This is a genomic window from Microvirga sp. HS2, from assembly GCF_055792805.1.
Genome location: NZ_JBVVAJ010000009.1, coordinates 129,563 through 154,696, shown reverse-complemented (window position 1 = coordinate 154,696; position 25,134 = coordinate 129,563). Strand labels below are relative to the sequence as shown.

Annotated in this window: 20 protein-coding genes; 6 read left to right on the top strand and 14 right to left on the bottom strand. The window is 61.1% G+C overall.

The window, feature by feature from the left end:
- Positions 1 to 2 precede the first annotated feature (2 nt).
- Positions 3 to 719 (top strand): GntR family transcriptional regulator, encoded by a 717-nt coding sequence (locus ACS5Q0_RS10910; protein WP_473126652.1) that lies wholly within the window; start codon positions 3 to 5, stop codon positions 717 to 719.
- 280 nt (positions 720 to 999) lie between these two features.
- Here the strand turns inward: ACS5Q0_RS10910 and ACS5Q0_RS10905 are convergent, their stop codons facing one another.
- Positions 1,000 to 1,641 (bottom strand): TetR/AcrR family transcriptional regulator, encoded by a 642-nt coding sequence (locus ACS5Q0_RS10905; protein ID WP_473126651.1) that lies wholly within the window; start codon positions 1,639 to 1,641, stop codon positions 1,000 to 1,002.
- Positions 1,642 to 1,865: 224 nt separating this feature from the next.
- On the opposite strand from ACS5Q0_RS10905, the gene ACS5Q0_RS10900 reads away from it, so the two are divergent.
- From ACS5Q0_RS10900 to guaD, 4 genes are all read left to right on the top strand, one after another.
- Positions 1,866 to 3,035 carry an efflux RND transporter periplasmic adaptor subunit gene (locus ACS5Q0_RS10900; protein ID WP_473126650.1) on the top strand — a complete coding sequence of 390 codons (1,170 nt, stop codon included), beginning with the start codon at positions 1,866 to 1,868 and terminating at the stop codon, positions 3,033 to 3,035.
- Complete coding sequence (locus tag ACS5Q0_RS10895; RefSeq protein ID WP_473126649.1) at positions 3,032 to 6,178, top strand: efflux RND transporter permease subunit; 3,147 nt, start codon at positions 3,032 to 3,034, stop codon at positions 6,176 to 6,178. Before ACS5Q0_RS10900 ends, ACS5Q0_RS10895 begins: the two co-directional genes overlap by 4 nt.
- Positions 6,179 to 6,248: 70 nt before the next feature.
- Positions 6,249 to 6,788 (top strand): TetR/AcrR family transcriptional regulator, encoded by a 540-nt coding sequence (locus ACS5Q0_RS10890; protein ID WP_473126648.1) that lies wholly within the window; start codon positions 6,249 to 6,251, stop codon positions 6,786 to 6,788.
- Positions 6,789 to 7,026: 238 nt separating this feature from the next.
- Positions 7,027 to 8,403, top strand: coding sequence for a guanine deaminase (guaD, locus tag ACS5Q0_RS10885; RefSeq protein ID WP_473126647.1), 1,377 nt, complete (start codon positions 7,027 to 7,029; stop codon positions 8,401 to 8,403).
- A 77-nt stretch (positions 8,404 to 8,480) separates the two neighbouring features.
- On the opposite strand, the gene ACS5Q0_RS10880 is transcribed toward guaD, so the two are convergent.
- The 12 genes from ACS5Q0_RS10880 to ACS5Q0_RS10825 form a co-directional block, all read right to left on the bottom strand.
- Entirely contained in the window at positions 8,481 to 9,302 is an 822-nt protein-coding gene (locus ACS5Q0_RS10880; protein WP_473126646.1) for an SURF1 family protein, read from the bottom strand.
- On the bottom strand, positions 9,233 to 9,643 hold the full coding sequence (gene cyoD, locus ACS5Q0_RS10875; RefSeq protein ID WP_473126645.1) for a cytochrome o ubiquinol oxidase subunit IV: 411 nt from the start codon (positions 9,641 to 9,643) through the stop codon (positions 9,233 to 9,235). The genes ACS5Q0_RS10880 and cyoD overlap by 70 nt, the downstream gene beginning before the upstream one ends.
- Entirely contained in the window at positions 9,640 to 10,266 is a 627-nt protein-coding gene (gene cyoC / locus ACS5Q0_RS10870; protein ID WP_473126644.1) for a cytochrome o ubiquinol oxidase subunit III, read from the bottom strand. The genes cyoD and cyoC overlap by 4 nt, the downstream gene beginning before the upstream one ends.
- A 4-nt stretch (positions 10,267 to 10,270) precedes the next feature.
- Positions 10,271 to 12,274: a cytochrome o ubiquinol oxidase subunit I gene (gene cyoB, locus ACS5Q0_RS10865; protein ID WP_473126643.1), complete on the bottom strand. Its 2,004-nt coding sequence runs from the start codon at positions 12,272 to 12,274 to the stop codon at positions 10,271 to 10,273.
- A 17-nt stretch (positions 12,275 to 12,291) separates the two neighbouring features.
- Positions 12,292 to 13,545: a ubiquinol oxidase subunit II gene (gene cyoA / locus ACS5Q0_RS10860; RefSeq protein ID WP_473126642.1), complete on the bottom strand. Its 1,254-nt coding sequence runs from the start codon at positions 13,543 to 13,545 to the stop codon at positions 12,292 to 12,294.
- A 3-nt stretch (positions 13,546 to 13,548) separates the two neighbouring features.
- Positions 13,549 to 14,892 (bottom strand): MFS transporter, encoded by a 1,344-nt coding sequence (locus tag ACS5Q0_RS10855; RefSeq protein WP_473126641.1) that lies wholly within the window; start codon positions 14,890 to 14,892, stop codon positions 13,549 to 13,551.
- A 455-nt stretch (positions 14,893 to 15,347) separates the two neighbouring features.
- The gene (locus ACS5Q0_RS10850; protein ID WP_473126640.1) at positions 15,348 to 16,403 is read right to left on the bottom strand and encodes a methyltransferase; all 1,056 of its coding nucleotides are present in this window, start codon (positions 16,401 to 16,403) and stop codon (positions 15,348 to 15,350) included.
- 6 nt (positions 16,404 to 16,409) lie between these two features.
- On the bottom strand, positions 16,410 to 17,984 hold the full coding sequence (locus tag ACS5Q0_RS10845; RefSeq protein WP_473126639.1) for a DHA2 family efflux MFS transporter permease subunit: 1,575 nt from the start codon (positions 17,982 to 17,984) through the stop codon (positions 16,410 to 16,412).
- Between the two features lie 214 nt (positions 17,985 to 18,198).
- The gene (locus ACS5Q0_RS10840; RefSeq protein ID WP_473126638.1) at positions 18,199 to 19,044 is read right to left on the bottom strand and encodes an SAM-dependent methyltransferase; all 846 of its coding nucleotides are present in this window, start codon (positions 19,042 to 19,044) and stop codon (positions 18,199 to 18,201) included.
- Complete coding sequence (locus tag ACS5Q0_RS10835; protein WP_473126637.1) at positions 19,041 to 20,180, bottom strand: NAD(P)/FAD-dependent oxidoreductase; 1,140 nt, start codon at positions 20,178 to 20,180, stop codon at positions 19,041 to 19,043. Before ACS5Q0_RS10835 ends, ACS5Q0_RS10840 begins: the two co-directional genes overlap by 4 nt.
- A 14-nt stretch (positions 20,181 to 20,194) precedes the next feature.
- On the bottom strand, positions 20,195 to 20,908 hold the full coding sequence (locus tag ACS5Q0_RS10830; protein ID WP_473126636.1) for a methyltransferase domain-containing protein: 714 nt from the start codon (positions 20,906 to 20,908) through the stop codon (positions 20,195 to 20,197).
- Positions 20,909 to 20,914: 6 nt separating this feature from the next.
- Positions 20,915 to 21,997: a type III polyketide synthase gene (locus tag ACS5Q0_RS10825; RefSeq protein WP_473126635.1), complete on the bottom strand. Its 1,083-nt coding sequence runs from the start codon at positions 21,995 to 21,997 to the stop codon at positions 20,915 to 20,917.
- A 441-nt stretch (positions 21,998 to 22,438) separates the two neighbouring features.
- Between ACS5Q0_RS10825 and ACS5Q0_RS10820 the strand changes: the two genes are divergently transcribed.
- Positions 22,439 to 23,215, top strand: a complete 777-nt coding sequence (locus ACS5Q0_RS10820; protein WP_473126634.1) for a hypothetical protein — start codon at positions 22,439 to 22,441, stop codon at positions 23,213 to 23,215.
- Positions 23,216 to 23,450: 235 nt separating this feature from the next.
- Here the strand turns inward: ACS5Q0_RS10820 and pgi are convergent, their stop codons facing one another.
- The gene (gene pgi / locus ACS5Q0_RS10815) at positions 23,451 to 25,100 is read right to left on the bottom strand and encodes a glucose-6-phosphate isomerase (protein ID WP_473126633.1); all 1,650 of its coding nucleotides are present in this window, start codon (positions 25,098 to 25,100) and stop codon (positions 23,451 to 23,453) included.
- Positions 25,101 to 25,134 lie beyond the last annotated feature (34 nt).

Genomic DNA, 25,134 nt, shown 5'->3' with positions numbered 1-25,134 from the left:
AAATGACTTCTCCGGACAGCGAGCACATCGAGATCGAGGACGAGGAGGACAGCCGATCGCTGTCCGACCTTCTCTTCGAGCAACTGAGCGAGGCGATCGTCCGGGGCGAGTTTCCACCCGGCACGAAGCTCAGCGAGCCGCGGTTGGCGGCACGATACGGCGTCAGCCGTGGGCCCTTGCGAGAAGCCATTCGGCGGCTGGAGGAACGCAAGCTCGTCACCCGCACGCCGCGGCAAGGTGTGCGGGTCGTTGTCCCGTCCCGCAAGCTCGCCATCGAGCTCTTTCACATTCGTGAAGTTCTGGAGGGCTTGGCCGCGAGAGAGGCCGCCCGCCACGCCACGAGCGCCGATGTCGCCGAACTCCGGGCCATGCTCACAATGCACCGTCAGGTGCTGTCCGAGCCAGATGCGATGGTCTACTGGCAAGCCAGAGCCAATTCCGACTTCCATTTTCTGATTGCTCGGATTGCCCGAAACAGCCACTTGTTCGATCTGCTCTGCGACGAATACTACACGCTGTTTCGCCTTTACAGAATGCAGCACCGCATTGTCCCGGGGCGCGCCCAGCGTGCCTTGCTCGAACATGAGCGCATCGCCGATGCCATTGCCGATGCCGATGCCGAGCTGGCCGAAATGCTGATGCGACGCCACGTCGCCTCCGCCCGGTCTGCGCTCGAGGCCAGCGTCGGCGAGGTCGGGTCCGACAAGGCAAACGATTAGAGCGGATCCAATGGATCTCGCGCTTCTCCGCTCTTTGGAAGAGTGCATCGCTCATACGAACCCCTCGGATCTGCACAATGCGCTAGGTTGCTTGATCTCGACGCCATAGCGGGAGCGATTAAACAGAGCCTCGCACCGGGCTACTCATTTCAGTTCCTAAGAAGATCAGCGACAGCAGGTGAAACTTGCCGCCGATGCGAAACAGATAGCTCTCGATGCGAGGCTGGGATCCGTTGCTGCGAGGGGGCACAGGGTCGCAACAGATCCAAAGAGAAGCTCGCTAGTGGTGGCCAGAATCCTCTGCAGATCGTGGCAGAAGGCCATTGAGAAGGAGATCAATCGCAATCTCGAAGTGCCGCTCCATGTCGATAGGCCGTCGATCGGAAAACAGAAGCATTGAAATGTTCAGTGATAGGGCAGGCGCGAGGAGGAGCTCTGGAAATTCGAGGATCGACGATGGACGGATCTCGCCCTTCGCCGTGCCATCCTCAAGGCTTTGGCTTAGGCGTCTGACCGCCGGACCCATGAAGTTCTGATGATATTCGTCGATCAGCTCTGGGAACCGCCTCGCTTCGGCGATCAGCAGGCGGAAGATTTCCCGGCTGCGCGGATCGGTGGCGAGGATCCGGTATAGATAGCCGAGATAGGCGCGCAGGAATTCGAGTGCCATGGACGAGCTGTTCGCAGCGAATTCCTCGGCTTGAACGTGAAGTGGCCGTGAGAGCTCCCGGACCATCGCGATGAAGACCTGCTCCTTGTTCTCGAAGTAGAAGTAGATCGTGCCCTTGGTGACGCCGGCACGTGCAGCGACGTCCTCCAGACGCGTGGCGGCGTAGCCCGTCCGGACGAACTCCTCAAACGCGGCTTCCAGGATCTCCCCGGGGCGTTCGGCCTTGCGGCGGGCTCTGACACCTCCAACCATACGATATTCCTCAACATTCCCTTTGCTGAACGCAGATCGCTACGCGTCTTCCGGCACTGTCCTCCACAAGAGGCCCCAGTTGAACCAACGCGATCGCCACCTTTTGGCTTCCATCGCCTGGAGCATCAATGACTAAAACTGACTGACTAGTCAGTTAATAACTGTTGACTGACTCAAAAGTCAACGAATATATGCGGTGCACCATCAACCAACCGAGTTTCCTGATGCCCCGCTCCATGACGCCGGCAGCCCATCTCCTGCTAACCGCAGTCCTGCTCCTGACCTGCTGGTCACCTGCAAACGCGCAGCAGCCCGGAGGGGGGCAGATGCCGCCGCCGCAGGTGACCGTAACGCTGGTCGAGGCGAAGGAGGTGCCCGTCACCTATGAATATGCGGCCCGCATTTCGGCTCACCGCGAGGTTCAGGTCAGAGCGCGCGTCGGCGGCATCTTGCTCAAGCGGCACTTCAACGAAGGCTCGACCGTCAAGGCTGGCCAAGTGCTCTTCGAAATCGATCCTGCGCCCTTCGAGGCGGAACTCGCCCGGGCCAAAGCGCAGCTTCAACAGGCCCAGGCCCAATACAATCAGGCTGTCCGGGATGCGGAGCGTGCCTTGCAGCTCTATGCAAAAGGCGCGGGCAGCGAGAAGGCCCGCGACGACGCAATCTCGGCCAAGGAGCTTGGCGCTGCTGCCGTTGCAGCAGCCGAAGCGCAGATGCGCACGGCCCAGCTCAACCTCGATTACACCAAGGTCAAAGCACCCATCAGCGGCATCACCAGCCTGGAGCAGGTGCCGGAAGGCAGCCTGATCGGCACCAGCGGAGACAGTGGCCTGCTGACCTCGATTACCGAGCTCGATCCCGTCTACGTCAACTTTTCGTTCGCCGATCGGGAAGGCGCCGAGATCCGTCGTCTTCTCGATGCCCAGGGCTCCAAACAGGCTCCTGCCAATAACCTCAGGGTAAGGATCACCTTCGGCGACGGGCAGGTATACGACCAGGAAGGCACCATCGACTTTACGTCGAGCAGCATCGACACCGAAACCGGAACCCTTCAGGCGCGCGCCGTCGTGAAAAATCCTGACCGCCGCCTTGTCCCCGGCCAGTTCGTGCGGGCAACCGTGACCGGTCTGACCCTCAACGATGCCATCGTGGTGCCCGAGGCTGCCGTGATGCAGGGACCGCAGGGGCAGTTCGTCTATGCCGTGAATAGCAGTGGCCAAGCCGAGGTGCGCCCGGTTCAGCTCGGCCGGCAGATCGACGGCGGTTGGATTGCCGACTCGGGTCTCAAGTCCGGTGACAAGATCGTCACCGAGGGCGTCATCAAGGTTCGCCCCGGTGCGCCGGTGACGGCCTCGGTCGCATCCACCAACACCAACGTGGCGGTGCAGCAGTGAACCCGCGCTTCTTCATCGATCGGCCGGTCTTCGCGGCTGTCATCTCCATCGTCATCGTCCTCGCCGGAGCCCTGGCCCTCTGGGCGCTGCCGATTGCGCAATATCCCGAGCTGACGCCGCCCCAGGTGGTCGTGAGCGCCACCTATCCCGGTGCGAGCGCCGAGACGGTGGCCCAAACCGTGGCGGCGCCTCTGGAGCAGCAGATCAACGGCGTCGAGGGCATGCTCTACATGCAGTCGTCGAACTCCAGCGCCGGCACGATGCAGCTGACCGTGACCTTCGCCCTCGGCACCGATCCGGACCAGGCGACGATCGATGTCAACAACCGAGTGCAGCGTGCGACTCCGCTTCTACCCTCGGAGGTGACGCGGCAGGGCGTTACTGTCGCCAAACGCTCGACCTCGATCCTCGGCATGGTGGCCATGTTCTCGAAGGATCCGCGCTACGACCGGACCTACGTCGGCAACTACGCCCTCCTCAACGTCATCGACGAGCTCAAGCGCATCCCGGGCGTCGGCGATGCCTCGGCTCTCGGCTCGCTCGATTATTCGATGCGGATCTGGCTGCGCCCGGACAAGCTCGCCCAGTACAAGCTGACGCCGACCGATGTCGCGACCGCCATCCGCGAGCAGAACGCCCAGTTCGCAGCTGGCCGCTTCGGCGACGAGCCGACCGACAGGTCGGTGGCCTTTACCTACTCGGCTACAACCATGGGCCGCCTGCCGAATAAAGAGGCGTTCGAGAACATCATCCTGCGCTCGGACGAGAATGCGGCGGCGCTGCGTCTCAAAGACGTCGCCCGCGTCGAACTCGGCGCCCAGAGCTACGCGGTTACGGCTGAGCTCAATGGCACGCCCGCTGTTCCGATTGCAGTCTACCTCCAGCCGGGCGCCAATGCGCTGGCCACCATGGAGGCGCTGACTGCCCGGATGGAGGAACTGAAGAAGGCTTTCCCGGAGGGGATCGACTATCAAATTCCGTTCGACACGACCAAATTCATCAAGGTCTCGGTCGAGGAGGTCATCCACACCTTCATCGAAGCCATCATCCTCGTGGTCGCTGTCGTGTTCCTGTTCCTGCAAAACTGGCGCGCCACGCTGATCCCGGTCATCGCGGTGCCGATCTCGATCATTGGCACCTTCGCCGGCATGTACCTGTTCGGCTTCTCGATCAATCTGCTAACTCTGTTCGGTCTGGTCCTCGCCATCGGCATCGTGGTCGATGACGCCATCGTGGTGCTGGAGAACGTCGAACGCATCATGACGACTGAGCACCTGCCGCCGCGCCAAGCCGCCATCAAGGCCATGAGCGAGGTCACGGGTCCGGTCATCGCCATCGTGCTGGTGTTGTGCGCCGTGTTCGTGCCCGTCACGTTCATGGGCGGACTCGCCGGCGAGATGTACAAGCAGTTCGCCGTCACCATTGCGATCTCGGTGACGATCTCAGGCATCGTGGCGCTGACGCTCACACCCGCCCTATGTGCGCTGATCCTCAAGCCCGGTCACCAGCAGCCGGCCCTGCCGTTCCGATTGTTCAACCGCGTCTTTAACCGGTTCACTGCCGGCTATACAGCAGGAGTGCGCTTCCTGGTCCGCCGTGTCGCCGTCGGTCTGCTGATCTCTGCCGGCGTGGTCGGCGCGACCGGCTACCTGTTCGTGACTATTCCGGGTTCGCTCGTGCCGGACGAGGACCAGGGTGTCCTGTTCAGCATCGCCGTGCTGCCGCCGGCGGCTTCGCTGAGCCGCACTCAGGCGGTTGTGGGCACGGCCAGCCAGAACTTCCAGAACCATCCAGCGGTAGAGAACGTCTTTGCCGTGTCGGGCTTCGATCTGCTCTCGGGTAGCATGAAGACAAGCGCCGGCACCTCCTTCGTGTCGCTGAAGGATTGGGCCGAGCGCGAGGCGCCGGAACTCGACGCCCGCAAGCTTCCGGGTCCCTTCATCGGCATGAATGCGGGGATCAAGGATGGCATGGTTCTCGCCTTCAATCCGCCACCCATCATGGGCCTGAGCACTACCGGCGGGTTCGAACTCTATCTGCAGGACCGCACCGGGGGCGGCGTCTCCAGCCTCAGCGCGGCTACCGCCAAACTGGTCGAGGCCGCCTCCAAGCGTCCCGAGCTCGCGGGTGTGCGGACGACCTTCGACACGAGTGTGCCTCAATACAGGATTGATCTCGACCGGGAGAAGGCAAAGGCTTTGAACGTGCCGATCAACTCGGTCTTCGAGGCCATGCAGAGCACGTTCGGCAACCTCTACGTCAACGACTTCACATTGTTCGGACGCAACTATCGCGTGATGCTGCAGTCGGAGTCGAACTTCCGCCAGACCCCCGACGACCTCAGGCACGTCTTCGTCAAGGCGAGTTCGGGCAGCATGATCCCGCTCAGCACGCTTGTAACGGTCGAGCGCGTCATCGGCCCCGACCAGTTGGAGCGCTTCAATGCCTTCAACGCCGCGAAGGTGACGGGCAATCCTGCCCCTGGCTACACCTCGGGCCAAGCCATCGCGGCGATGCAGGAGGTGGCCCGGGAGGTGCTCTCGGATGGCTTTCAGATTGCCTGGACGGGCTCCGCCTATCAGGAGCTGGAGACCGGCGGCACCGGATCCCAGGCAATGATCTTCGGCCTCATCATGGTGTTCCTGATCCTGGCGGCGCAATACGAGAAATGGAGCCTGCCGCTCGCGGTCATCACGGCCGTGCCCTTTGCTCTGTTCGGTGCTCTGGTGGCAATCTGGTTGCGCGGTCTGACCAATGACGTGTACTTCCAGATCGGGCTGGTCACGCTCATCGGCCTGGCGGCCAAGAACGCGATCCTGATCGTGGAGTTCGCCGTTCTTCGACGTCAGGAAGGGGCCAACGCGGTCGAGGCCGCCATTGATGCGGCGCGGCTGCGCTTCCGTCCCATCGTGATGACGTCGCTCGCCTTCATCCTAGGTGTCGTACCGCTCGCCATCTCGACGGGCGCTGGCTCGGCGAGCCGTCACTCCATCGGCACAGGCGTTATCGGCGGCATGCTGGCCGCGACGTTCATCGCGACCTTCCTGATCCCGATGTTCTACCGCCTGATCGCATGGCGGCAGCCGAAACCCAGAGAGGGTGAGTCCGCTGTGCCGATTACAGCGTCACCCGAGGCTTCTTAGGCAAATAAAATGGTCTGGCTGCGCCTCGACGCTGCGTGGTCAGACCTAAAGAAGCAATCACATCTGGATCATGACAGCACAAACCGATCATTCGTCAGTCTCGGCTCGTGACCGTATCCTGGCTGCAGCCGAGGATCTGATCTGCACCGGCGGCATCGCGGGTTTCACGCTCGATGCCGTTGCTCAATCGGCGGGGCTCAGCAAGGGTGGCCTCTTGTACCATTTCAGCTCCAAGGACAGTCTGATCTCGGGCCTGCAGCGTCGCATGGCGCTGCGGCTCGAGCAGATGCTTCGCGACGCAGAGAACGATCAGGAGCCCGTCCTGGAGAAGTTCATCCGTGAACTGCGCCGGGACTATGAATCGGGCGGACGCCGCTTTGCGCCATTGCTGCTGGCGCGCGAGCAACAGGACCCATGCCGGGAGTTCCAGGTGATGGTGACATGCCTTGTGCAGCGAAGTGGTGGAGGAGACAAGAAAGCAACCCTGCTTCTGCTGGCGTCCTTTGGGATGGTGCTCGCCAGTCTCGCGCGGCTGCCCTGTACCGATCCTCGACAAACCGAAGAACTCTTTGATGAGATGCAGGCGATCGCTGCAGCAGTGTCGGCCTAATGTGAGTGCAGCCCAGGCGGATTGGCCTCAGCGGACTCAAACGTGAGAACGAAAAAGCCAGGCCGTCAATCCCGCGCCTGTGGTCTGCGTGTCCGGGCGCGCAGGTTCACTCAAGGTTCCCATGCATGTCGGCTGTTAGATGTTGTGGTCTTGGACCTGACAAAGCGCAAAAAATCCCTTGCCTGCCCAGTGAGGGAACGTATGACGTCCCAACCAACTGATTGAGAGGGATAATCCAATGCCAGACAGGGTTGTGGCAGGCACCGCGTTTCACGTGCCGACACGCGGCACGCTGGAAGTGCTGGAGGACGTCCTTATCCTGATCGATTCTGCTGGGAGAATTTCGGAGATCCTTCCAAAAGATCACCCACGCTCTGCCGAGGTCAAGGCTCAGGCTGAGCGCCAGGGCATCTTGACTGCGCTTGAGGATGGCCAGTTTCTTCTGCCAGGGCTTGTTGACCTTCACATCCATGCCCCGCAATGGCCCCAGCTGGGGAAGGCCTTGGATGCCCCTCTCGAAGTCTGGCTCCAGAAATATACGTTTCCTCTCGAAGCCCGGTACTCTGATCCCTCTTTTGCCCGCGAGGTCTATTCTTCTCTTGTCGAGGCTCTGCTGGCCAATGGCACGACGACTGCTGTTTACTTTGCGACCATCCACCTTGAGGCGTCTCTAGCACTTGCGGAAATCTGTCTTTCGAAGGGACAGCGCGCTTTCGTCGGCAAGGTGGCCATGGATGATCTCACTCAATGCCCGGATTTTTATCGCGACGTGAGTGCGTCTGATGCTCTGAACTATACCCGATCCTTTATTGAAGGCGTCCGCGAGCGTGCCGGTGACGACGATCCGCTGGTCCGCCCGATTGTTACGCCGAGGTTTATTCCGAGCTGTACCGACGCCTTGCTCGACGGCCTCGGGAAACTTGCGGAAGAGCTGAACTGCCTGGTCCAGACCCATTGCTCCGAGAGCGACTGGGAACGCAACTTCGTTCAGGAGCGCTTTGGCGCGAGCGACACGGAGGTTCTGGCCCGATTCGGGTTGTTGCGCCAGAACACCATCCTGGCACATTCGAATTTCGTCAGCGATGAGGACTTGGCATTGATCCAGCAGAAGGGAGCTGCCGTAGCCCATTGTCCACTCTCGAACTTCTACTTCGCAAATGCCGTTTTCCCATTGCGGGCAGCCTTAGACAGGAGCGTGCGTGTCGGACTGGGGAGCGATATCTCCGCGGGGCACAGCCCGTCAATTCTGGACGGCTGCCGCCATGCCCTGCTGGCGTCTCGCGTACGCCAAAGTGGCGTTGACCCGGATTTATCCCCCGACGAGCGCGGCCTCGCAGGATCGGCGATCTCAGTTCCGGAAGCCTTTTGGTTGGCAACGGTCGGGGGCGGAGAGGCCTTGGGCCTTCCAGTCGGGAAGTTTGCCCCCGGCTACAAGTTCGATGCGCTGCTGATGGATATCCAGGTCCCCGGCTCGAATGTCAGTTGGGCACCGGAAATGGATACGATCGAGGACCTGTTTCAGAAGCTCGTCTTAAACGCAACGCGAAGCAACATTGTTGTGACTTGGGTCAATGGAGCAATCGTCGCACGCAGCCCGTCCGCCCGGATGCCGTGAGCGAACTGCTGCCGATAGTCCAAAAGGGCTTCTGCTTGGTTAGGCCGAGAATACCAATGGATCGGCTGAGTTCCATCTCACGACTCGCGTAGACCAGTGTCGCGCTGTCCTACCCAGGCGGGTCGCAATCGATCGATGTTGACGAAGATTGCCCCCGCTGCGGCCATCAGCGCCAAAGCGCCCCAGGTGAGCGCATAGACGAGGTGGTTGTTGGAGAAAGCGATCACTGTCAGCCCTGCGACAGGCAAGCTGGTTTCACTAGGTGTCCGTTCGGCATCGATGAAATAAGGCGCGACCTTATCGAGGCCACGTGCCGCGGCGATCGCGGCGACGTCGCGTGAGAACCAGCGATCCGATATCGGGTCGTTTGTCCTCAGAAAGGCGCCGCCCGGTTCGGATATGCGCAGGAGGCCCACCACGGTGACGAGCCCTGGGCTTCGCGGACGCCACGAGGCTGGGTCGCGCTCGGTTGCGGGAACGAAGCCGCGGTTGACGAGGATTGTCGTCCCGTCGTTTCGGGCCAAAGGTGTCACGACCCAATACCCGCCGCCCAATTCCGTCACGGCCTGGACAAGCGTCGAGCGATCTCCAAGCCAGTCTCCCGTCACGACTACGCGGCGATACTCGTCTGTAGCGGACGATATGCCAGCCCAACGTTCCGGTCCTGGCGCGGGCGCTGGGGCCGCGTGAACCCGCGACTCCACGCGCGCGATCAGGTCAAGTTTAAAGGCGCGGCGATGGACTTGCCAGACGGCGAGCGTGGCGAGGCCGACCACAAGCAGGATTGCAACGATGTCGAAGGCAACCAGCGCTGCGATGCTTTTGCCCGTTAGGGCTTTTGCAAGGCCTCGTGCGGCGGCATCGGCATCATGTTCTGGTCCAAATGGTACATGACCCATATCGAGCCAACCAGCGTAATGACAACAAGAATGAGCGTGAACAACAGGGCTAGGAAGGTCCAGCCGCCCTCCGATTTTGTATTCATGTGCAGGAAATAGATCATATGAACCACGATCTGCCCCGCCGCCAGTGCCATAATGACGATGCCGGTCGTGCGCGTGTCGTTCAGGACATCGCCCATCACGAGCCAGAATGGGATGGCGGTAAGGATGACCGACAGGATGAAGCCGGTCATATAGCTTCTGAACGTGCCTTGCGCGCCATGGGAATGAGGCTCCCCGTGCGTCTCCTCGCGATGTTGCGGTCCCCCGGATATCCTGGGCTCGGCGATCTGGCTCATCGCATGACCCCCATCAAGTAAACGAAGGTGAACACGCCAATCCAGACCACGTCGAGGAAGTGCCAGAACATGGACAGACACATGAGCCGACGCTGGTTTTCCACGATCAGCCCGCGCTGACGCACCTGGACCATCAGTGTGACGAGCCACACGATGCCGAACGTGACGTGCAGTCCATGCGTGCCTACCAGCGTGAAGAACGAAGAAAGAAATGCGCTCCGCTGAGGCGTTGCGCCTTCGCGGATCAAATGGGCGAACTCATAAAGCTCGATCGCGAGGAACGCTGCGCCTAGCAGGCCCGTGATCGCGAGCCAGGCGAGGGTTTTGTTGACCCGGTTCTTGTCCATCTCCAACATGGCGAACCCGTACGTGATCGAAGACAGGAGCAGGAGGCTCGTGTTGACCGCGACCAGCCGCAGATCGAACAGGTCGGCGCCTGATGGCCCCGCTGCATAGTTGCGTCCGAGTACGCCGTAGCAGGCGAACAGGACCGCGAAGATGAGGCTATCCCCCATCAGGTAGATCCAGAAGCCGAACAGCGTGCCCCCGTCGCCGTGGGCATGCTCCTCCTGCTCGTAGAAGACCGGTGCCGTTGCGCCCGGCGGCGGGGTCATTTCATGCATCGGCTCAGACCCTTCCTGCGGGTTGCGCCATCCTTTGGCTTTCAAGCCGGACGACGTCCTCGACCGGGATGTAATAGTCCCGGTTGTAGTTGAACGTATGGATGATGGCGGCGGCGAGGAGAGCGACGAAGGACAGGGCTGCGAGCCACCAGATGTACCAGACCAGGGCGAAGCCGAGCACGGTGCTGAGGCCCGCAAGGATAACGCCCGCGCCGGTGTTCTTGGGCATGTGGATCGGCCTGAAGCCTTCCAAAGGATGGTCGTACCCGCGCTTCTTCATGTCCCACCATGCGTCGAGATCGTGGACCACCGGCGTGAACGCGAAATTATAGGGTGGGGGAGGCGAGGACGTCGCCCATTCGAGGGTGCGCCCGTCCCAGGGGTCACCCGTCAGGTCGCGCAACTGGTCGCGCCGAAGATAGCTGACGAAGAGCTGAATCAGGAACGCCAGGATCCCCGCCATGATGATGAAGACGCCGATCGCGGCGATCGTCAGGAAGGGCTGCACGGCCGGGTCGTCGAAGTGCTGCGTCCGGCGCGTCACGCCCATCAGGCCGAGGATGTAGAGTGGCCCGAACACGGTCCAGAAGCCGACAAGCCAGCACCAGAACGACGCCTTGCCCCAGAATGGATCGAGCTTGTAGCCGAACGCCTTGGGAAACCAGTATTGGACACCCGCCAGCAGCCCGAACACTACGCCGCCGATGATCACATTGTGGAAGTGAGCGACCAGGAACAGGCTGTTGTGCACCACGAAATCAGCAGGCGGCACGGCGAGCAGCACGCCCGTCAGCCCACCGATCACGAAGGTCGGGATGAACCCCACAACCCAGATGAAGGGTGTCTCGAATCGGATTTTCCCGCGGTACATGGTGAAGAGCCAGTTGAACACCTTCGCTCCCGTCGGGATTGAGATGATCATGCTCGCAATGGCGAAAAAGGAGTTGACGGTCGGGCCTGCACCCATGGTGAAGAAGTGGTGAAGCCAAACGAGCCAGGAGATGAGGGCGATCACCATCGTAGCGTAAACCATCGACGTGTAGCCGAACAACCGCTTGCTGCAGAAAGTCGAGGTGACCTCCGAGAAGATGCCGAAGGCGGGCAGGATGAGAACATAAACCTCCGGATGACCCCAGATCCAGATGAGGTTCATGTACATCATCGCGTTGCCGCCATAATCGTTCGTGAAGAAATGCGTTCCCACGTAACGGTCGAGCGCGAGGAGCGTCAGGGTTGCAGTCAGGACTGGAAAGATCGTGACGATGATGGCGTTGCTGGCCAGCGTCGTCCAGCAGAAGACGGGCAGCTTCATCATCGTCATGCCCGGAGCGCGCATCTTGACGATGGTCGCAATCAGGTTGATGCCCGACAGCGTCGTGCCGACGCCTGCGATCTGGAGGCCCCAGATGTAGTAATCGACGCCGACGCCTGGACTGTAAGCCGCCCCTGACAGCGGCGCGAAGCCCAGCCAGGTAGCCCGCGAGAACTCACCGACGAAGAGCGACATCATCGTGAGGACGGCGCCGCCCGCCGTCATCCAAAAGCTGAAGTTGTTCAGGAACGGAAAGGCGACGTCTCGCGCACCGATCTGGAGCGGCATGATGTAGTTCATGATGCCGGTCACGAATGGCATGGCCATGAAGAAGATCATGATCATGCCATGGGCGCTGAAGACCTGATCGTAATGGTGCGGAGGCAGGTAGCCTTCGGATGCGCCGACCGAAAGAGCCTTCTGGGTGATCATCATGACCGCGTCGGCGAAACCGCGCAGCAGCATCACGATAGCGAGCACGACGTACATGATGCCGATCTTCTTGTGATCGACGCTCGTGAGCCATTCCCGCCACAGGTAGCCCCACTTACCGTACCAAGTGATGGTGCCCAGAAGCGCAATGCCCCCCAGGGCCACGACCGCAAAGGTCCCGAGCAGGATGGGCTCATGGTAGGGAATGGCTTCTAGCGACAGACGCCCGAAGATGAGTTGCTTGAGATCGAGGTTCGAGAACATGGGGATACTCGTTCCAATCAGTGCGGGTGGCCGTCGGTGGGCTGATTGTTCAATTGGGCCGGCGCAGGTCCCCGGTCGGCGCCCGGGAGGGCATTGCCCTGTCCCTGATCAGGCTCGGTCTTGGGAGTATTGACGCCGCCTCGGCTCAGGTCTTGATCCCGTGGCATCATGCCCTGCGGCTGGACGGAGCCCTGAGGCGGGCGGCCAGAGGCGGGAAAGGTTGCTCCGGATGGCTCGTTCCCGCTCTCCAGGCGGCGGTTGTCGTAATCAAGCCGCCTGCGGTTCGCTTCGCTTTCTTCGGCTGCGCCACCCGTTCTGTCGATGTGATGCATCTCGCCGATGCACATCTGGCCCGGTTTGACGCACAAGCCCACGATGGCGTCGTAGAGACTGCTCTCTACCGATGCGAAATAGCGGACTGGCTCTGCTTCGCTCGGCTTTTCGAGCTTGAGATACGCGTCCCGGTCGAGGGAGGCTCCGGCTGACTTGACCTTCGCGATCCATTCATCGAAGCCCTGCTGGCTGAGGCTTCGGAAACCGAAATTCATGCGGGAGAAGCCCGACCCGCTGTAATGCGCCGACTGGCCGGTGAATTCTCCCTCCTCGTTCATGACGGCATTGAGCTTCGTCTCCATGCCGGGCATGGCGTAGATCATGCCGGCCATGGCGGGAACGAAGAACGTGTTCCATACGGAGGAGGACGTGATCTTGAAGGAGATCGGCACATTCGCGGGCGCTGCCATCTCGTTCACGCTCGCAACGCCGTATTCGGGATAAATGAACAGCCATTTCCAATCGAGGGCGACGACCTCGACCGTCAGGGGCTTCGTGTCAGGGGGCACGGGTTGGTTGGGCCCGATCCGCGTGAGCGGCCTGAAGGGGTCGAGCGTGTGGGTGCCGATCCAGGTCATGGCGCCCAGCGCAATGATGATGAGCAGGGGAACGGTCCAGATGACGACTTCGAGCTGAGTCGAATGGTGAAAGTCGGGGTCGTAGGTCGCGTCGGGCTTCGATGCGCGGTAGCGCCACGCGAAGATGAATGTGAGGGCGATCACCGGCAGGATGACAAGCAGCATGAGCGCGGTGGACGCGATGATGATGTTGCGCTGCTGGACCGCGACGTCGCCGGCGGGGTTCATGACAACCATGTTGCATCCGGCGAGCAGCCCCGAGGTGGTGACCAGTGCCAGGATATGCAGGGCTTTACGCTTCAGTGACCCGCTTGGGCAGTGACCCGCGTTCTGATGGATTGGGTTCTTTGGCTTCCGCATGGCTCAAACCTGCCGGATTTCCGAGCGGGACAGGCTGAGCGCCACGAGAGTCGTGACCGCCCCGGAGAGCAGGTACAGACCGACGCAGGCGAGGCCGTAACGGGCTGATAGGAACAAAACGATCAGCGGCGCGAAGCCGGCTCCGAGCAGCCAAGCGAGGTCGTTGGTGAGAGCCGCGCCGGTATAGCGAAAGCGCCGACCAAGTTGTGACGTCACTGCGCCTGACGATTGTCCATAGGACAGGCCGAGCAGTGCGAAACCAGCATTGACGTAGATCGTCTGGCCAATCGCGTTCTCCTCGACGATCAGGGGGGCAATGGTGCTGCAAATGGCAAAGACCGCGATGAGGCCAGCCGAAACCAGGAGGAGCATGCGGCGGCCGATCTGGTCCGCGATCAGGCCCGAGGCCAGAACCGCACCGGCGCAGATAAAGGCGCCGGTGCATTGGATCATAAGGAACTCGCCTGCAGAGCGCTGCGTGAACAAGGTGATCCAGCTGATGGGAAACACGGTGACGAGGTGGAACAGGGCAAAGCTCGCCAGCGGGATCAGGGCACCGACGAGGAGAGTGCGCGCATGGGTTCGGAGGAGCGGAATAATGGGCGAGGGTTCGAGCCGTCGCTGTTCGAGAAGGCGTGAAAACTCCTCGGTGGCCACGAGCCGCAACCGCGCAAACACGGCCACGACGTTGACGGTGAACGCACAAAAGAAGGGATAGCGCCAGCCCCAGTCCAGGAAATCAGCCTCGGACAGGTTGAGCATGAAGAACGAGAACAGGACGCTTGCGACCATGAAGCCAAGCGGGGCGCCGAGTTGCGGTATGGAGGTGTAGAAGCCTCGGCGCTCGATGGGCGCATTGAGCGCAAGAAGCGAGGCGAGCCCGTCCCAAGCGCCGCCCTGAGCGAGGCCTTGTCCTATGCGTAGGATGCCGAGGAGATAAAGAGACCAGACGCCGATCTGCTCATAGCGGGGCAGGAAGGAGACCGCCATGGTGGAGAAGCCGAGCAGGAAGAGCGCGATGGTAAGCTTGACACCACGGCCGTGTCGCCGATCGATCGCCGTGAAGATGAGCGAACCGATCGGCCGGGCGACAAACGCCAGTGAGAACAGAGCAAAGGAATAGAGCGTCGCCGTTACAGGTTCCGCAAAGGGAAAGAACACCTTGGGAAACACCACCACGGAAGCGATAGCGAAAACGAAGAAGTCGAAATATTCCGCAGCCCGGCCAATCACCACGCCAATGGCGATTTCGCTTGGCGCAACCCTATGATCGGTGGATACCAAGCGGGCATCCCGCTCAAGGGGCGTGGAGGAGGGTTGTGACCCTTGAACCTGATCCATCGTCATCTGGGTGATCGCCTCCAGTGAGAATAGTTCAGCTTAGTCAGTAGATCTGGTTCAGACCTATGACAGTTCGTTTTCCTGCTACTCGATTTGAGGCTTCGTTGCCGTAATCAAGGTCAAAGTTAACCGCAAGTTTTAGGGTCGACGGCTGGTTCAGCAACCCGGTGCTCAAGTATTTTGGCGTAAGATCGCGCTTCCAGTGTTAGAACAAGTGCTGATGGAACGGACGCTGGCGCAGTCCATTCCTGCGCGCACGTTATCAGGCGAACGCTTGTCAGGTGCCTTATCAGCCAGTTCGAAACCGATGCAGCGAGAAATGTAACTTCATCCGCACCCCCACCATGAGCCTGGGCTGTCCTGTCTGGATCAGCTTCCCGCTGTTTAGATTGGCTCTTTTTCTTTGTCTCGGCCATATGTCTTGACTGCGGCTTGGGCCTCTTCGCCGAGAGGGCTCCCGGTCATGTTCTTATAGCCGTCATCAGGGCCGCGCCCGGCATCGTTCTGAGCCAGATCGGACGGCGGGGTCTCAACTCAGCAGTTCTCTGCCATTTCTGAACGGTACTGACCGGCCATGTTCCGGCGGTACTCGTGAGAGCAAAGTAGATGTCGAGAACAGCTCCGAGGCGGCGGCTCGGTTGGTTCGCATCGGCCGGCGTATCGATCCGAACCGCGTCGAGGATCATGAACACGCCGCCTGGCCTGAGAGCACGCGCCACCTTGCAGGCGAGATGGACATTCTGATCCTCGTCAAAGTGATGGATGAGATTGGCGGCCAGGACGGCATCATAGCGGTGTTCCCCCAGGTCGTCCTCAAGAGCATTGCCGGCGATATGAGATACTCGATCGCCCATGCCCTCGCGCGCAAGGATGTCTGCTGCCGCAGGGACCGCCTCCGGCAATTCCAGAATGGTGGCCGTCAGTGCTGGATGACGGCGGCATAGCTGGACGGAATAAAAACCGTGAGAGCCCCCGATGTCGAGCAGGGCTCGCGCCGGGTTGGGGAGGCGTGCGCGCCAAGCCAGCTCCGTTGCCGGGGCCGTCGAAAAATCACGCATGCCCCATTGATAACGATGCCATTCGTCGGGACTGAGGGTCCGATGCATATCCCGGGCAACGCCATCGTAAAGCCACTGATCGAAGCCCTCGGTCCAGCGCCACTCGATGTCCTGGAAATCCAGCTTATGCACGAGCGTATAGGGGCTTCCCGCAAGGAGCCATTTCCGAGACAGCTGGTTGAGTTCGTAAACCCCGTCCTGATATCGGACGTAACCATGGGCCAAAAGGGCATCTAAGACCTTGCCGGTCGCGCGAGGATCGGTGCCGCGCGAGGCCGCGACCTCCTGGACCGTGCGTCCGCCATCGTGCAGGGCCTCGAACAAGCCCGCCCGGGCGGCTGCCATTATGATCCGAGCGAACTGAAACGCGGCCTGGGTATCGGCCAGCGGCTTCGGGCCGAGGTTCAGCTTGAGAGCCAGCCACTCAAGGACGGTTTCAGCATGAGCACCCAATCGCATCGCACCTCACTCCCTGGCCGCTTCCAATCTGCGGCGGACCGATCCTTGACGCCGTTGTTGGACTGCTACCGCTCCCGCCAGAGGCGCTCCGACCATCGCGAAGATCGCCGACAAGAGCCAAGCTTCATTGATGGCGAGCGTCAGGGCCGCTTTCTCCACGAGCGGCTTCAGAAAGGCTTGTACGAGCGGGCTGTCCGGTGGAGGGTGAGGCCTCGCCAGCAGATCCGGTGACAGACCGATGAAATCGGCAGCCGAGCGGTCGCCGGCTACGAGCCGGCTGAGGAGATCTTGTCCGTGCCCGGCCACACGGGACCAGATCACCGTGTCGATCAGCGCGATGCCGATCGCTCCGCCCAGATTGCGCATCAGATTGAACAGACCGCTCGCATCTGGCACCTGCTCCGGATCCAGATGACCGAGCGCGAGCCGCGTCGGCGGCAGGATGCACAGCATGATCGCGGAACCGCGGATCGCCTGTGGCCAGACCATGCCTGAAAAGTCTGTCTGGGGCGTTTGGTCGGCGCTCAGCCACAGGCCTGCCCCGAACAATGTGAACCCCAGAGCAGCGAGTAGGGCCGTAAACCCACGCCGCTCGATCCAGACCGTCACTGGCGCAGCCACCAATTGGGCACTCCCCGTAACCAGCATGATGAGACCAATTTGGAGCGGAGCGTGCCCTCTGACGAGCGCAAGGAACACCGGCATGAGATAAACCGATCCATAGAGGCCGATTCCGAGCAGAAAGCTCAGGATACATCCGACCGCAAACCTAGTGTCGGCGAAGAGCGCAAGATCGACGAGTGGCCTCGGGCTGCGAAGCATCCGAACCGTGAACGTAACCCCAAGCACGAGACAGCTTGCGAATGCCAAAAGGACGGAGCCGGACAGCCATCCCCGTTTCGGGGCTTCCTTCAGTCCAATCTCCAAGGCAGCCAAAGCCGTCCCGATACACCCGACCGAGATCCAATCGAGAGCGCGAAGCCGCTTTGATTCAGACCTGTGCCGGGGAAGGCAGATCGCGCCGACGAGCAGCGAGACGAGCCCCGGCAGGATATTGATCAGGAACAGCCAGTGCCAGGAAAAGCGGGTGGTGGTCCAGCCGCCAACCATGGGACCGAGCGTCGGGGCGAGCACCGCCAGAACGCCGGCAATGGTCGTCGCCATTCCTTCGAATCTGCGGGGCAGCAGGAGGAACACGGCAGAGAACACCATCGGAATGAGAGCGCCGCCGCTGAACCCCTGCAGGATGCGCCATCCGGTCAAGGAGGCGAAGCTGGAGCTCGCAGCGCATCCGGCCGAGGCAAGAGTGAACCCACCGATGGCCAGCATGAAGAGCCGCCGGAAGGTCAGCGCGTGCGTGAGCCAGCCGGTCAGCGGGATCGAGATGACCTCCGCGATCAGGTACGCCGTCTGAATCCAGCTCATCTGATCGGGGGAGATCTCGAGAGCCGAGCTGATGGCCGGCAGAGACGTAGCGACAATCTGAATGTCGAGGATTGCCATGAACATGCCGAGCGCCATGGCGGCAAAGCCCGCCCAGGCGGTCGCTGAGGCATGGTTCGAGGCGTAACCGGAAGACATGGGCTCGGCTCCATATGCGATAGGAAGCGGACGACATGCGACGGACCTCGTCATCGGAACTTGGCCAAAAAGCCGATTGTGTGGAGCGTTCCTGAATCAGCTGGTCGTCAGCAGCTTCGAAACCGGGGATGCTCCGCTCCCAAGTCCTTCGAGCCTGTCACCACGCATGCTGTGCTCCTCACACCTGCTCTCCGCTGCGAGGCGACGCCTCTTCTCAAGGCTTGCGCACAACAAGCAAGCCATAGCGCATGGACCCCGTCGCATAGGCAGCCCGAATACGCAGCAGGCTCAAGGCGAAGATGCGGTTCTTCGCGTGGGCATCCAGCAGATAGCGCCAGTAGCGCCGATCCGTCAGGAGCAGCCTGGCGACACGCCCTGCACAGATAGTCCAGGTGCGCTGGACCTGAGCGCTGAGATCATGGAAACCATCGATCACGAATCCTGCTTCGAGTGCCCATCTTCGGTAGTCGGCCTCTGTTCCCAGGCTCGCGAGCCGTCCCTCCCGACAGATTGGCTCCAGCAGATATTGTTCTTCCCAGCGTCCAGCTCCCGTTCTCGCAAGCCAGGCGCAGACGCCAAGCCTTCCTCCTCGTCGAAGGGTTCGATACGCTTCATTGAAGAAGCGCTGCTTATCGGCGATGTGTTCGGAACTTTCGATGGCAATGATGCTGTCGAAAGCGTTCTCATTAAATCCATTCTCCAGCCAATCCCGGCGCAGGAAGCTGAGCAGGGCATTCCCCTCGCTCCGGACCCGGGCATGCTTCAACTGCTCCTCGGAGAGAGTAAAGCCCGTGACGTGAACCCCAAAATTCTCCGCGAGCCATTCCGCCGTGGCGCCATAACCGCACCCGACGTCGCAGACATGTTGTCCGGGCCGCAGCGCCAGTTCACGTGTCAGGTAAGCGATCAGGGCCTCGACTGCTTGAGCGGGGCTCTCCCGGCCCGTGAGCCAAAGCCCGTGATGAACATGGTCTCCCCATATCTCACGGTAGAACGGATCGAGTTCATCGTAGTGGTCGGCGACCGCCTGTGTCGTCTGGGGTGTTCTTGGAATGATCATGGTGCGATCAGCGCCCGCTGAATGGCGGCCGTGCGCAGACGCGTGATCGCCACGATGAATCGAAGCGCCGCAGGCCAGGCCTGAAACATCCGGAGAAGGACCGGCTGACCCGGGAACCAGCGGCCTGCATCATGAATCAGTGAGGCGATCCGGATCTGTCTGCGCACATCATCCCGCATCCTGTGGTGGTAAAGCGAGCTTTCCCTACCATACCGCGCGAACATTGACGCTGCCATGAAGCCGCTGTGCAGCGCCATCGACATGCCGTCGCCTGTAAAGGATGGAGTAACCGCGAACTGATCGCCGAGCCGAAACAGGCCCTTTGGTTCGGAAGGCGGAGCGGCATGGATAAAGCCATAAGGGATATGAGAGATCGCTAATGGGCGTGTCGTCACGGCGACAGCCCCATCGAGACGGGACGCCATCGGGGAGCACTGATTGCAGATGTACTCCAGAAGGCTGTCCCAACGCTTGCCCACGCCATCGAAGCATTCCGGGCTGACCAGTAGACACAGGTTCGTGATGCCACCCTCGATCATCTGTAATCCGGCGTAGCCTCCGGGGAAGAGAACAATCTCGACCATGCCCTCAAGGCTAGCCTGCTGGGATGGGGCGAGAACAAGGTGCATCTTGAAGCCGATGAGCTCGTCACTGGTCCCGGCGGTTACGCGCTTTCCTCCGCGAAGATCGTGCTTGCCTGTGGCGAGGAAGAGGGTCCTGGCCTGCAACGGATCGCCGGTGCCTCGATCGATGCGCCAGTTCGCGCCATCGGGTGCAATACTGCGGACCGGTGTCCCGCGTTCGATCCGGGCTCCGCTCATGGCTACCGTGCGCAGGAGAGCCTCGTCCAGGCTCCTGCGCGAGAGGCCTCGTGCCCTGAAGGGAAGCTTTGCTTCGGCGATCATCCGGTTGCAGATGATGCGTACGGATGAAATCGTGCTGGCGCCCAGGTGATCCAGATCGATACCGAGGCGCGTCAGATAGCCCTGTGCCTCGATGCTGAGGAACTCGCCGCAGACCTTGTGGTGTGCCTCCGCGGTCCGCTCAATCAACAGGACGGGCCGGTTTGCGCGGGCGAGGAGGCAGGCTGCTGTCGAGCCGGCCAGGCCGCCACCGATCACTGCGTTCTCCTCCATGGGTTCCCCTGGCCTCATTTCAGGTGGCTCACGCACAGTCGGAACGGCGCATGCCACCGAATTACAGCAGCCGAAAGATCGACGCCGGCTTCTCTTAGGATCTGCTCCCAATCGGAGCGGCGGAAGCTACGTGCGATTGATACAGGGCCGTCGTGCCGGACGAAGCGGTGCCACCCCGCGAGCCAGGAGAGCAGTCGGAATGCATGGAACGGGAGACTGTGCCGGTGCAGGTCGGCGATGAACCAGCCGCGCACGGCCGTGCGCTCCATCCATTGCACGAATTGCACGAGATCGTCGTGACTCATGTGATGCGCGGTCTGAGAGCTGACGATGAAATCAATCGGCCGATCAGAGGTGAACTGGAAGACGTTGCCTGTTCGGAAATCGATCCGATCCTCCTGAGGCGTCGCAGCACGCGCGATCACCTCGCTGTATGGATTGAGATCGATACCGATCAACGCTATACTTCTTTGTCGACGCCTGCCCCATTGATGAATCCGACGCAGCAGGTCGCCATAACCATAACCCACGTCGAGAACGGTCATGCTATCGTTCTGACCCATATGGCGGGTGGCGTGATCGAGCCACGCCAGAATTGGGCGATGTGTCAGGGTCAGAATGTTGACGCGCGCAAGATCCTCAAGACATGCCTTGTAGTCGTCGAGTGAGACGCTCTCCGTATCCATGAGTTCCGTCTCGCCACTGCGCTGGGTGAGTGCGATACCCATGGTGCCTTACCCCTCAAGAGCGAATCTGAAGGTCTCCGCCACAAGTCCCGGCCCGAACGCCATGGCGAGGCCCTGCGCAGGTGACGGCGCAAACTGCATCATGCTCTTGAGTACGAACATCAGAGTGGCCGAAGACATGTTGCCGAAGGCTCGAAGAACATCCCGAGACCATCGCAATGCACCGGGGCCGAGATCGAGGCCATGCTCGACAGCATCGAGGATCGTTCGACCGCCTGCATGCACGGCCCAGAGATCGTACTCGCCCTTGTTTCGTCCGCGCAGGATTCCCTGGTCGTCGTTCCGCATGGTTTCCTGCCGTAGAGCGCGCGCGATCTGTGACGGAACTTCACCGGAAAGGGTCATCTTAAATCCCGAATCCCCGATCCTCCACGTGATCAGGTCGCTCGAGTCCGGGATCGTCACAGCACGAAAGTCCTTGAGCGCAACTCCCTCCGGTCGCGCCGAAACCAGGCTCGCGGCACAGCCGTCTCCGAACAGAAGGGCGCTGAGCAGAACTTCGAGATCGGACGTGTCCTGGAGGTGCAAGGTACACAATTCGAGATTGAGGACCAACACGTTCGCCGAAGGTTCGGATCGAACGATGTGATGGGCGATCTTCAGCGCGTTGACGGCAGCCGCACATCCCATGAAGCCGACCAGCGTCCGCTCGATGGACGGACTGAGACCGAGGCAGTCGGCGAGTTGTTGATCAAGCCCCGGCGCTGTAAAGCCCGTGCAGGAGGCAACCACCAGGTGAGTGATGGACGATATGCTCTCCTTGAGGCCGAGAGCCTCGACGCTGCGCTCAGCAAGCCTCACGGCATGAGCCTCGAAATGAGCCATTCGGGCGGCAGTGCCGGCGAATTGACCCAGACGGTAGAGCCCGTCTCGGTCAATGGCGGCCTCCAGAGTTCCATAGGGCTCCAGGGTCGAGTAGCGATGGTCGATGTCGGCCCGCTGCGCCATTCTCTGGAAGAGGAGCTTGGTCCTTTGATCGGGCAGAACCCGATCTGCGAACTGGATGAAGCTTCCATGCACATCGTGGTCGGGAACTGCCGTGCCGATCCGATTGATGTAGGCCACTGTCATGTTGCACCTGAGCACTGTCCGGATATTGGAATGAGAACACCCGGGGCTTCAGGAAAATTCGAGACGCGCCAAAAACGATGCTCACTTACCCGTGATCACTTGGGCCTCTTCCCTGGCACCGATCGGGATCTGCCTAGGCGCACGGAGGCTGAAGTGGATCACCAGGAATGGGCCGGGCACCACAATTGACCGGCCGGTCATCGGCTGTTTCAGACAAGTTTCCCATGGCAAGCCTCCCCTCAGTAATAGATCGGGAAGGCTAGGGAGCAGCCCCTGTTACGACCTGTGGCGGGCCGCAATTCCAGTCCGATTGCCCCTCATCGGACGCGAACCTGAGAACCACTCAAGACGCATACAGCTTCCGGGGCTGGCCTGAAATCGACACATTCGTGCGCGACCTCGACAGCTACGTTTCGTTAACCATACATTTACGGAAGGCCAATGCTCAGACCTCTTGTTGCACTCGCGTTCCTCGTCTCGACCCCAGTTCTCGCCCAGGCTTATGACCGGCCTGATATTGTTCGAGGGCTTTGTCGTCCTGATGGCTGCGACGAGTTCGCCGTCCTGGCTGCCGCTCCTCTCGCGAAAGGAGGTGAGGGCACGCTCATGAAAACGCGGGTCAAGACATTCTTTGCCAGTTCCGCCGGACGCAAGGAACTGAGCGAGGAGAACGGGTATGTTTACTGCTCACGGACCAAACCTGCGATCGTGGCCGAGAAGAGCGGACGCACGATGGCCTTCTATCTCGCGCCGTTCGCGACGAAGGAAAGCCGTGAGACAATCCGTCAGAATGCCAACTTCCATGCACTTTACTTCAGCATCTGCCACGGCATGGAGGCGGGCAAGGCAGCTGTCCGGGACCTTGCCGGTCTGGCTCAGGGCCTCGGCTATCATGTCGCGTTGCCCCAGTCACAATACGTGACCCTGACCCGGGTCGAGGACATCCTGCTGCCCGAGAGCCGCAATCCGGTCGAGGCGAAGAATGACATTCGCCCGATGCCGCCGGCGAACATGCCGCCTGCCGCTTCGCAGCGGGATTGGGTGCTCGGCGAACCGGCTGACGCATTCGTAGAGCGCCGAGAGGTAATGCCGCGTCATGGATATCCCTACGATGCGGAGCATGAGGAGGGGCTGCTTGCTGGTTCGCGCCGTCTGACGAACCGTGCTCTCGATGCACTTGATGAAATGGGTGACTGGATGTTCGGCCGGCGATTCTGAGGCCGGATGGATCTATCGCGAACGTTATGTTCCAGAGTTGCGGCTCAATTTGCCCTTTCACGCACAATGAATGACGTGTTCAAGGTCAAGCCTGTGACCGCTCGGTAATTCTGCTCCAATTCGCTCGCTGGCTCCGGATTGGTGGCCGACCCTGCACAAAGCTCCGTGGAGCAAACGTGCAGAGGGCGCTCTGCCGGCCTCTCACGCCAGTCCGCGCCCCCTCCTGGCCGGCGAGCTATCGCGTGCGCTCGCGAAGAGACTGGATGTGGTCGATGAGGCCGTTCGTCGAGCTGTCGTGGCTTGTCACGGCCTTGCCGCTCTGAAGCTCGGGCAGGATTCGCGAGGCCAGTTCCTTTCCGAGTTCAACGCCCCACTGGTCAAAGCTGTTGATCTCCCAGATCACGCCTTGAACGAAGATCTTGTGCTCGTAGAGGGCGATCAGGGTACCGAGCCTGTGCGGCGTGAGCGCCCGATATACAATTGAGCTTGTCGGCCGGTTCCCCTCGAACACCCGATGAGGGACGAGCGCCTCCAGGGCCTCTCCCGACAGGCCTTGCTTCTGCAGCTCGGCTCTGACCTCGCCCTCCGTCTTGCCGAAGGCGAGAGCTTCGGTCTGGGCCAGGAAATTGGCGAGAAGCTTCTCGTGATGGTCTCCCAAAGGCGTTTGACTTTCCGCGGCGGCGAGAAAGTCCGCCGGGATCAGCTCCGTGCCCTGATGGAGGAGCTGGAAGAAGGCATGCTGTCCGTTCGTGCCCGGCTCGCCCCAGATGATCGGCCCTGTCGCGTAGTCCACTCTGCTGCCGTCGCGCCGCACCGACTTGCCGTTGCTCTCCATGTCGCCCTGCTGGAAGTAGGCGGCGAAACGATGGAGATGCTGATCGTAGGGGAGCAGGGCAAGACTCGAGGCGCCGAGAAAGTCCCGGTACCAGATGCCGAGCAGGCCCATGATCACGGGAAGGTTCTGTTCGAGAGGCGCGGTGCGAAAGTGCCGGTCCATCTCGTAGGCGCCCTCGTGCAGCTCACGAAAGCAATCGAACCCGACCGCGAGAGCGATCGGCAGCCCGACCGCGGACCAGAGGCTGTAGCGGCCGCCGACCCAATCCCAGAACTCGAACATGTTGGCCGTGTCGATGCCGAAGCGCGCCACCTCCGCGGCATTTGTCGAGACGGCGACGAAATGCCGTGAGACGGCATCCTCACCCAGCGCCTCTGTCAGCCACGCCCGGGCGCTTGCGGCATTCGTCATGGTTTCCTGGGTCGTGAATGTCTTCGACGCGACGATAAAGAGCGTCCGCGCCGGATCGAGCCGGGCGAGGGTATGGGTGAGATGGGCCGCGTCGACATTCGAGACGAAATGAGGCCGCAGGTCAGGGCGCTGATATGGCTTGAGGGCTTCGCAGACCATGAAGGGACCGAGATCCGAGCCGCCGATGCCGATATTGACGATGTCAGTGATGGTCTGCCCGGTGGCGCCGCGCCATTCGCCGCCCCGGACGCGCTCGGAGAACTGCCGCATCCGTTCAAGCACCGCCGTCACGCGGGGCATGACGTCGACGCCATCGGCCGTGATCGGCTGGCCCGAGCGATTGCGCAGGGCGACATGCAGCACGGCCCGGTTCTCGGTGGTGTTGATCTTCTCGCCGGCGAACATGCGGTCGCGCCACCCTTCCACGTCGGCTTGGCGTGCGAGATCGAGGAGAAGCGCCATCGTCTCTTCGGTGATCCGATGCTTGGAATAATCCAGCAGAAGGTCGTCGAGCCTGGCCGAGAAGCGGCTGAATCGCTCCGGGTCACGCGCGAAAAGCTCGCGCAGGTGCAAGGGGCGAATGGCAGCGGAATGAGCCTGCAAGGCCTGCCAGGCCGGTGAAGCAGTTAAATTCGTCATCGATATGGAGTCCGTTCAAATCCTATTCGCTCTG

Bases quoted from the DNA above. Each gene is read 5' to 3' on its own strand.
- guaD (WP_473126647.1), top strand. From the start codon at position 7,027: ATGCCAGACAGGGTTGTGGCAGGCACCGCGTTTCACGTGCCGACACGC.
- ACS5Q0_RS10845 (WP_473126639.1), bottom strand. From the start codon at position 17,984: ATGTCTTCCGGTTACGCCTCGAACCATGCCTCAGCGACCGCCTGGGCG.
- cyoD (WP_473126645.1), bottom strand. From the start codon at position 9,643: ATGAGCCAGATCGCCGAGCCCAGGATATCCGGGGGACCGCAACATCGC.
- pgi (WP_473126633.1), bottom strand. From the start codon at position 25,100: ATGACGAATTTAACTGCTTCACCGGCCTGGCAGGCCTTGCAGGCTCAT.
- ACS5Q0_RS10830 (WP_473126636.1), bottom strand. From the start codon at position 20,908: ATGGGTATCGCACTCACCCAGCGCAGTGGCGAGACGGAACTCATGGAT.
- cyoB (WP_473126643.1), bottom strand. From the start codon at position 12,274: ATGTTCTCGAACCTCGATCTCAAGCAACTCATCTTCGGGCGTCTGTCG.
- ACS5Q0_RS10840 (WP_473126638.1), bottom strand. From the start codon at position 19,044: ATGATCATTCCAAGAACACCCCAGACGACACAGGCGGTCGCCGACCAC.
- cyoA (WP_473126642.1), bottom strand. From the start codon at position 13,545: ATGCGGAAGCCAAAGAACCCAATCCATCAGAACGCGGGTCACTGCCCA.
- ACS5Q0_RS10890 (WP_473126648.1), top strand. From the start codon at position 6,249: ATGACAGCACAAACCGATCATTCGTCAGTCTCGGCTCGTGACCGTATC.
- ACS5Q0_RS10855 (WP_473126641.1), bottom strand. From the start codon at position 14,892: ATGACGATGGATCAGGTTCAAGGGTCACAACCCTCCTCCACGCCCCTT.
- ACS5Q0_RS10910 (WP_473126652.1), top strand. From the start codon at position 3: ATGACTTCTCCGGACAGCGAGCACATCGAGATCGAGGACGAGGAGGAC.
- cyoC (WP_473126644.1), bottom strand. From the start codon at position 10,266: ATGCATGAAATGACCCCGCCGCCGGGCGCAACGGCACCGGTCTTCTAC.
- ACS5Q0_RS10820 (WP_473126634.1), top strand. From the start codon at position 22,439: ATGCTCAGACCTCTTGTTGCACTCGCGTTCCTCGTCTCGACCCCAGTT.
- ACS5Q0_RS10880 (WP_473126646.1), bottom strand. From the start codon at position 9,302: ATGGGTCATGTACCATTTGGACCAGAACATGATGCCGATGCCGCCGCA.
- ACS5Q0_RS10825 (WP_473126635.1), bottom strand. From the start codon at position 21,997: ATGACAGTGGCCTACATCAATCGGATCGGCACGGCAGTTCCCGACCAC.
- ACS5Q0_RS10905 (WP_473126651.1), bottom strand. From the start codon at position 1,641: ATGGTTGGAGGTGTCAGAGCCCGCCGCAAGGCCGAACGCCCCGGGGAG.
- ACS5Q0_RS10900 (WP_473126650.1), top strand. From the start codon at position 1,866: ATGCCCCGCTCCATGACGCCGGCAGCCCATCTCCTGCTAACCGCAGTC.
- ACS5Q0_RS10835 (WP_473126637.1), bottom strand. From the start codon at position 20,180: ATGGAGGAGAACGCAGTGATCGGTGGCGGCCTGGCCGGCTCGACAGCA.
- ACS5Q0_RS10850 (WP_473126640.1), bottom strand. From the start codon at position 16,403: ATGCGATTGGGTGCTCATGCTGAAACCGTCCTTGAGTGGCTGGCTCTC.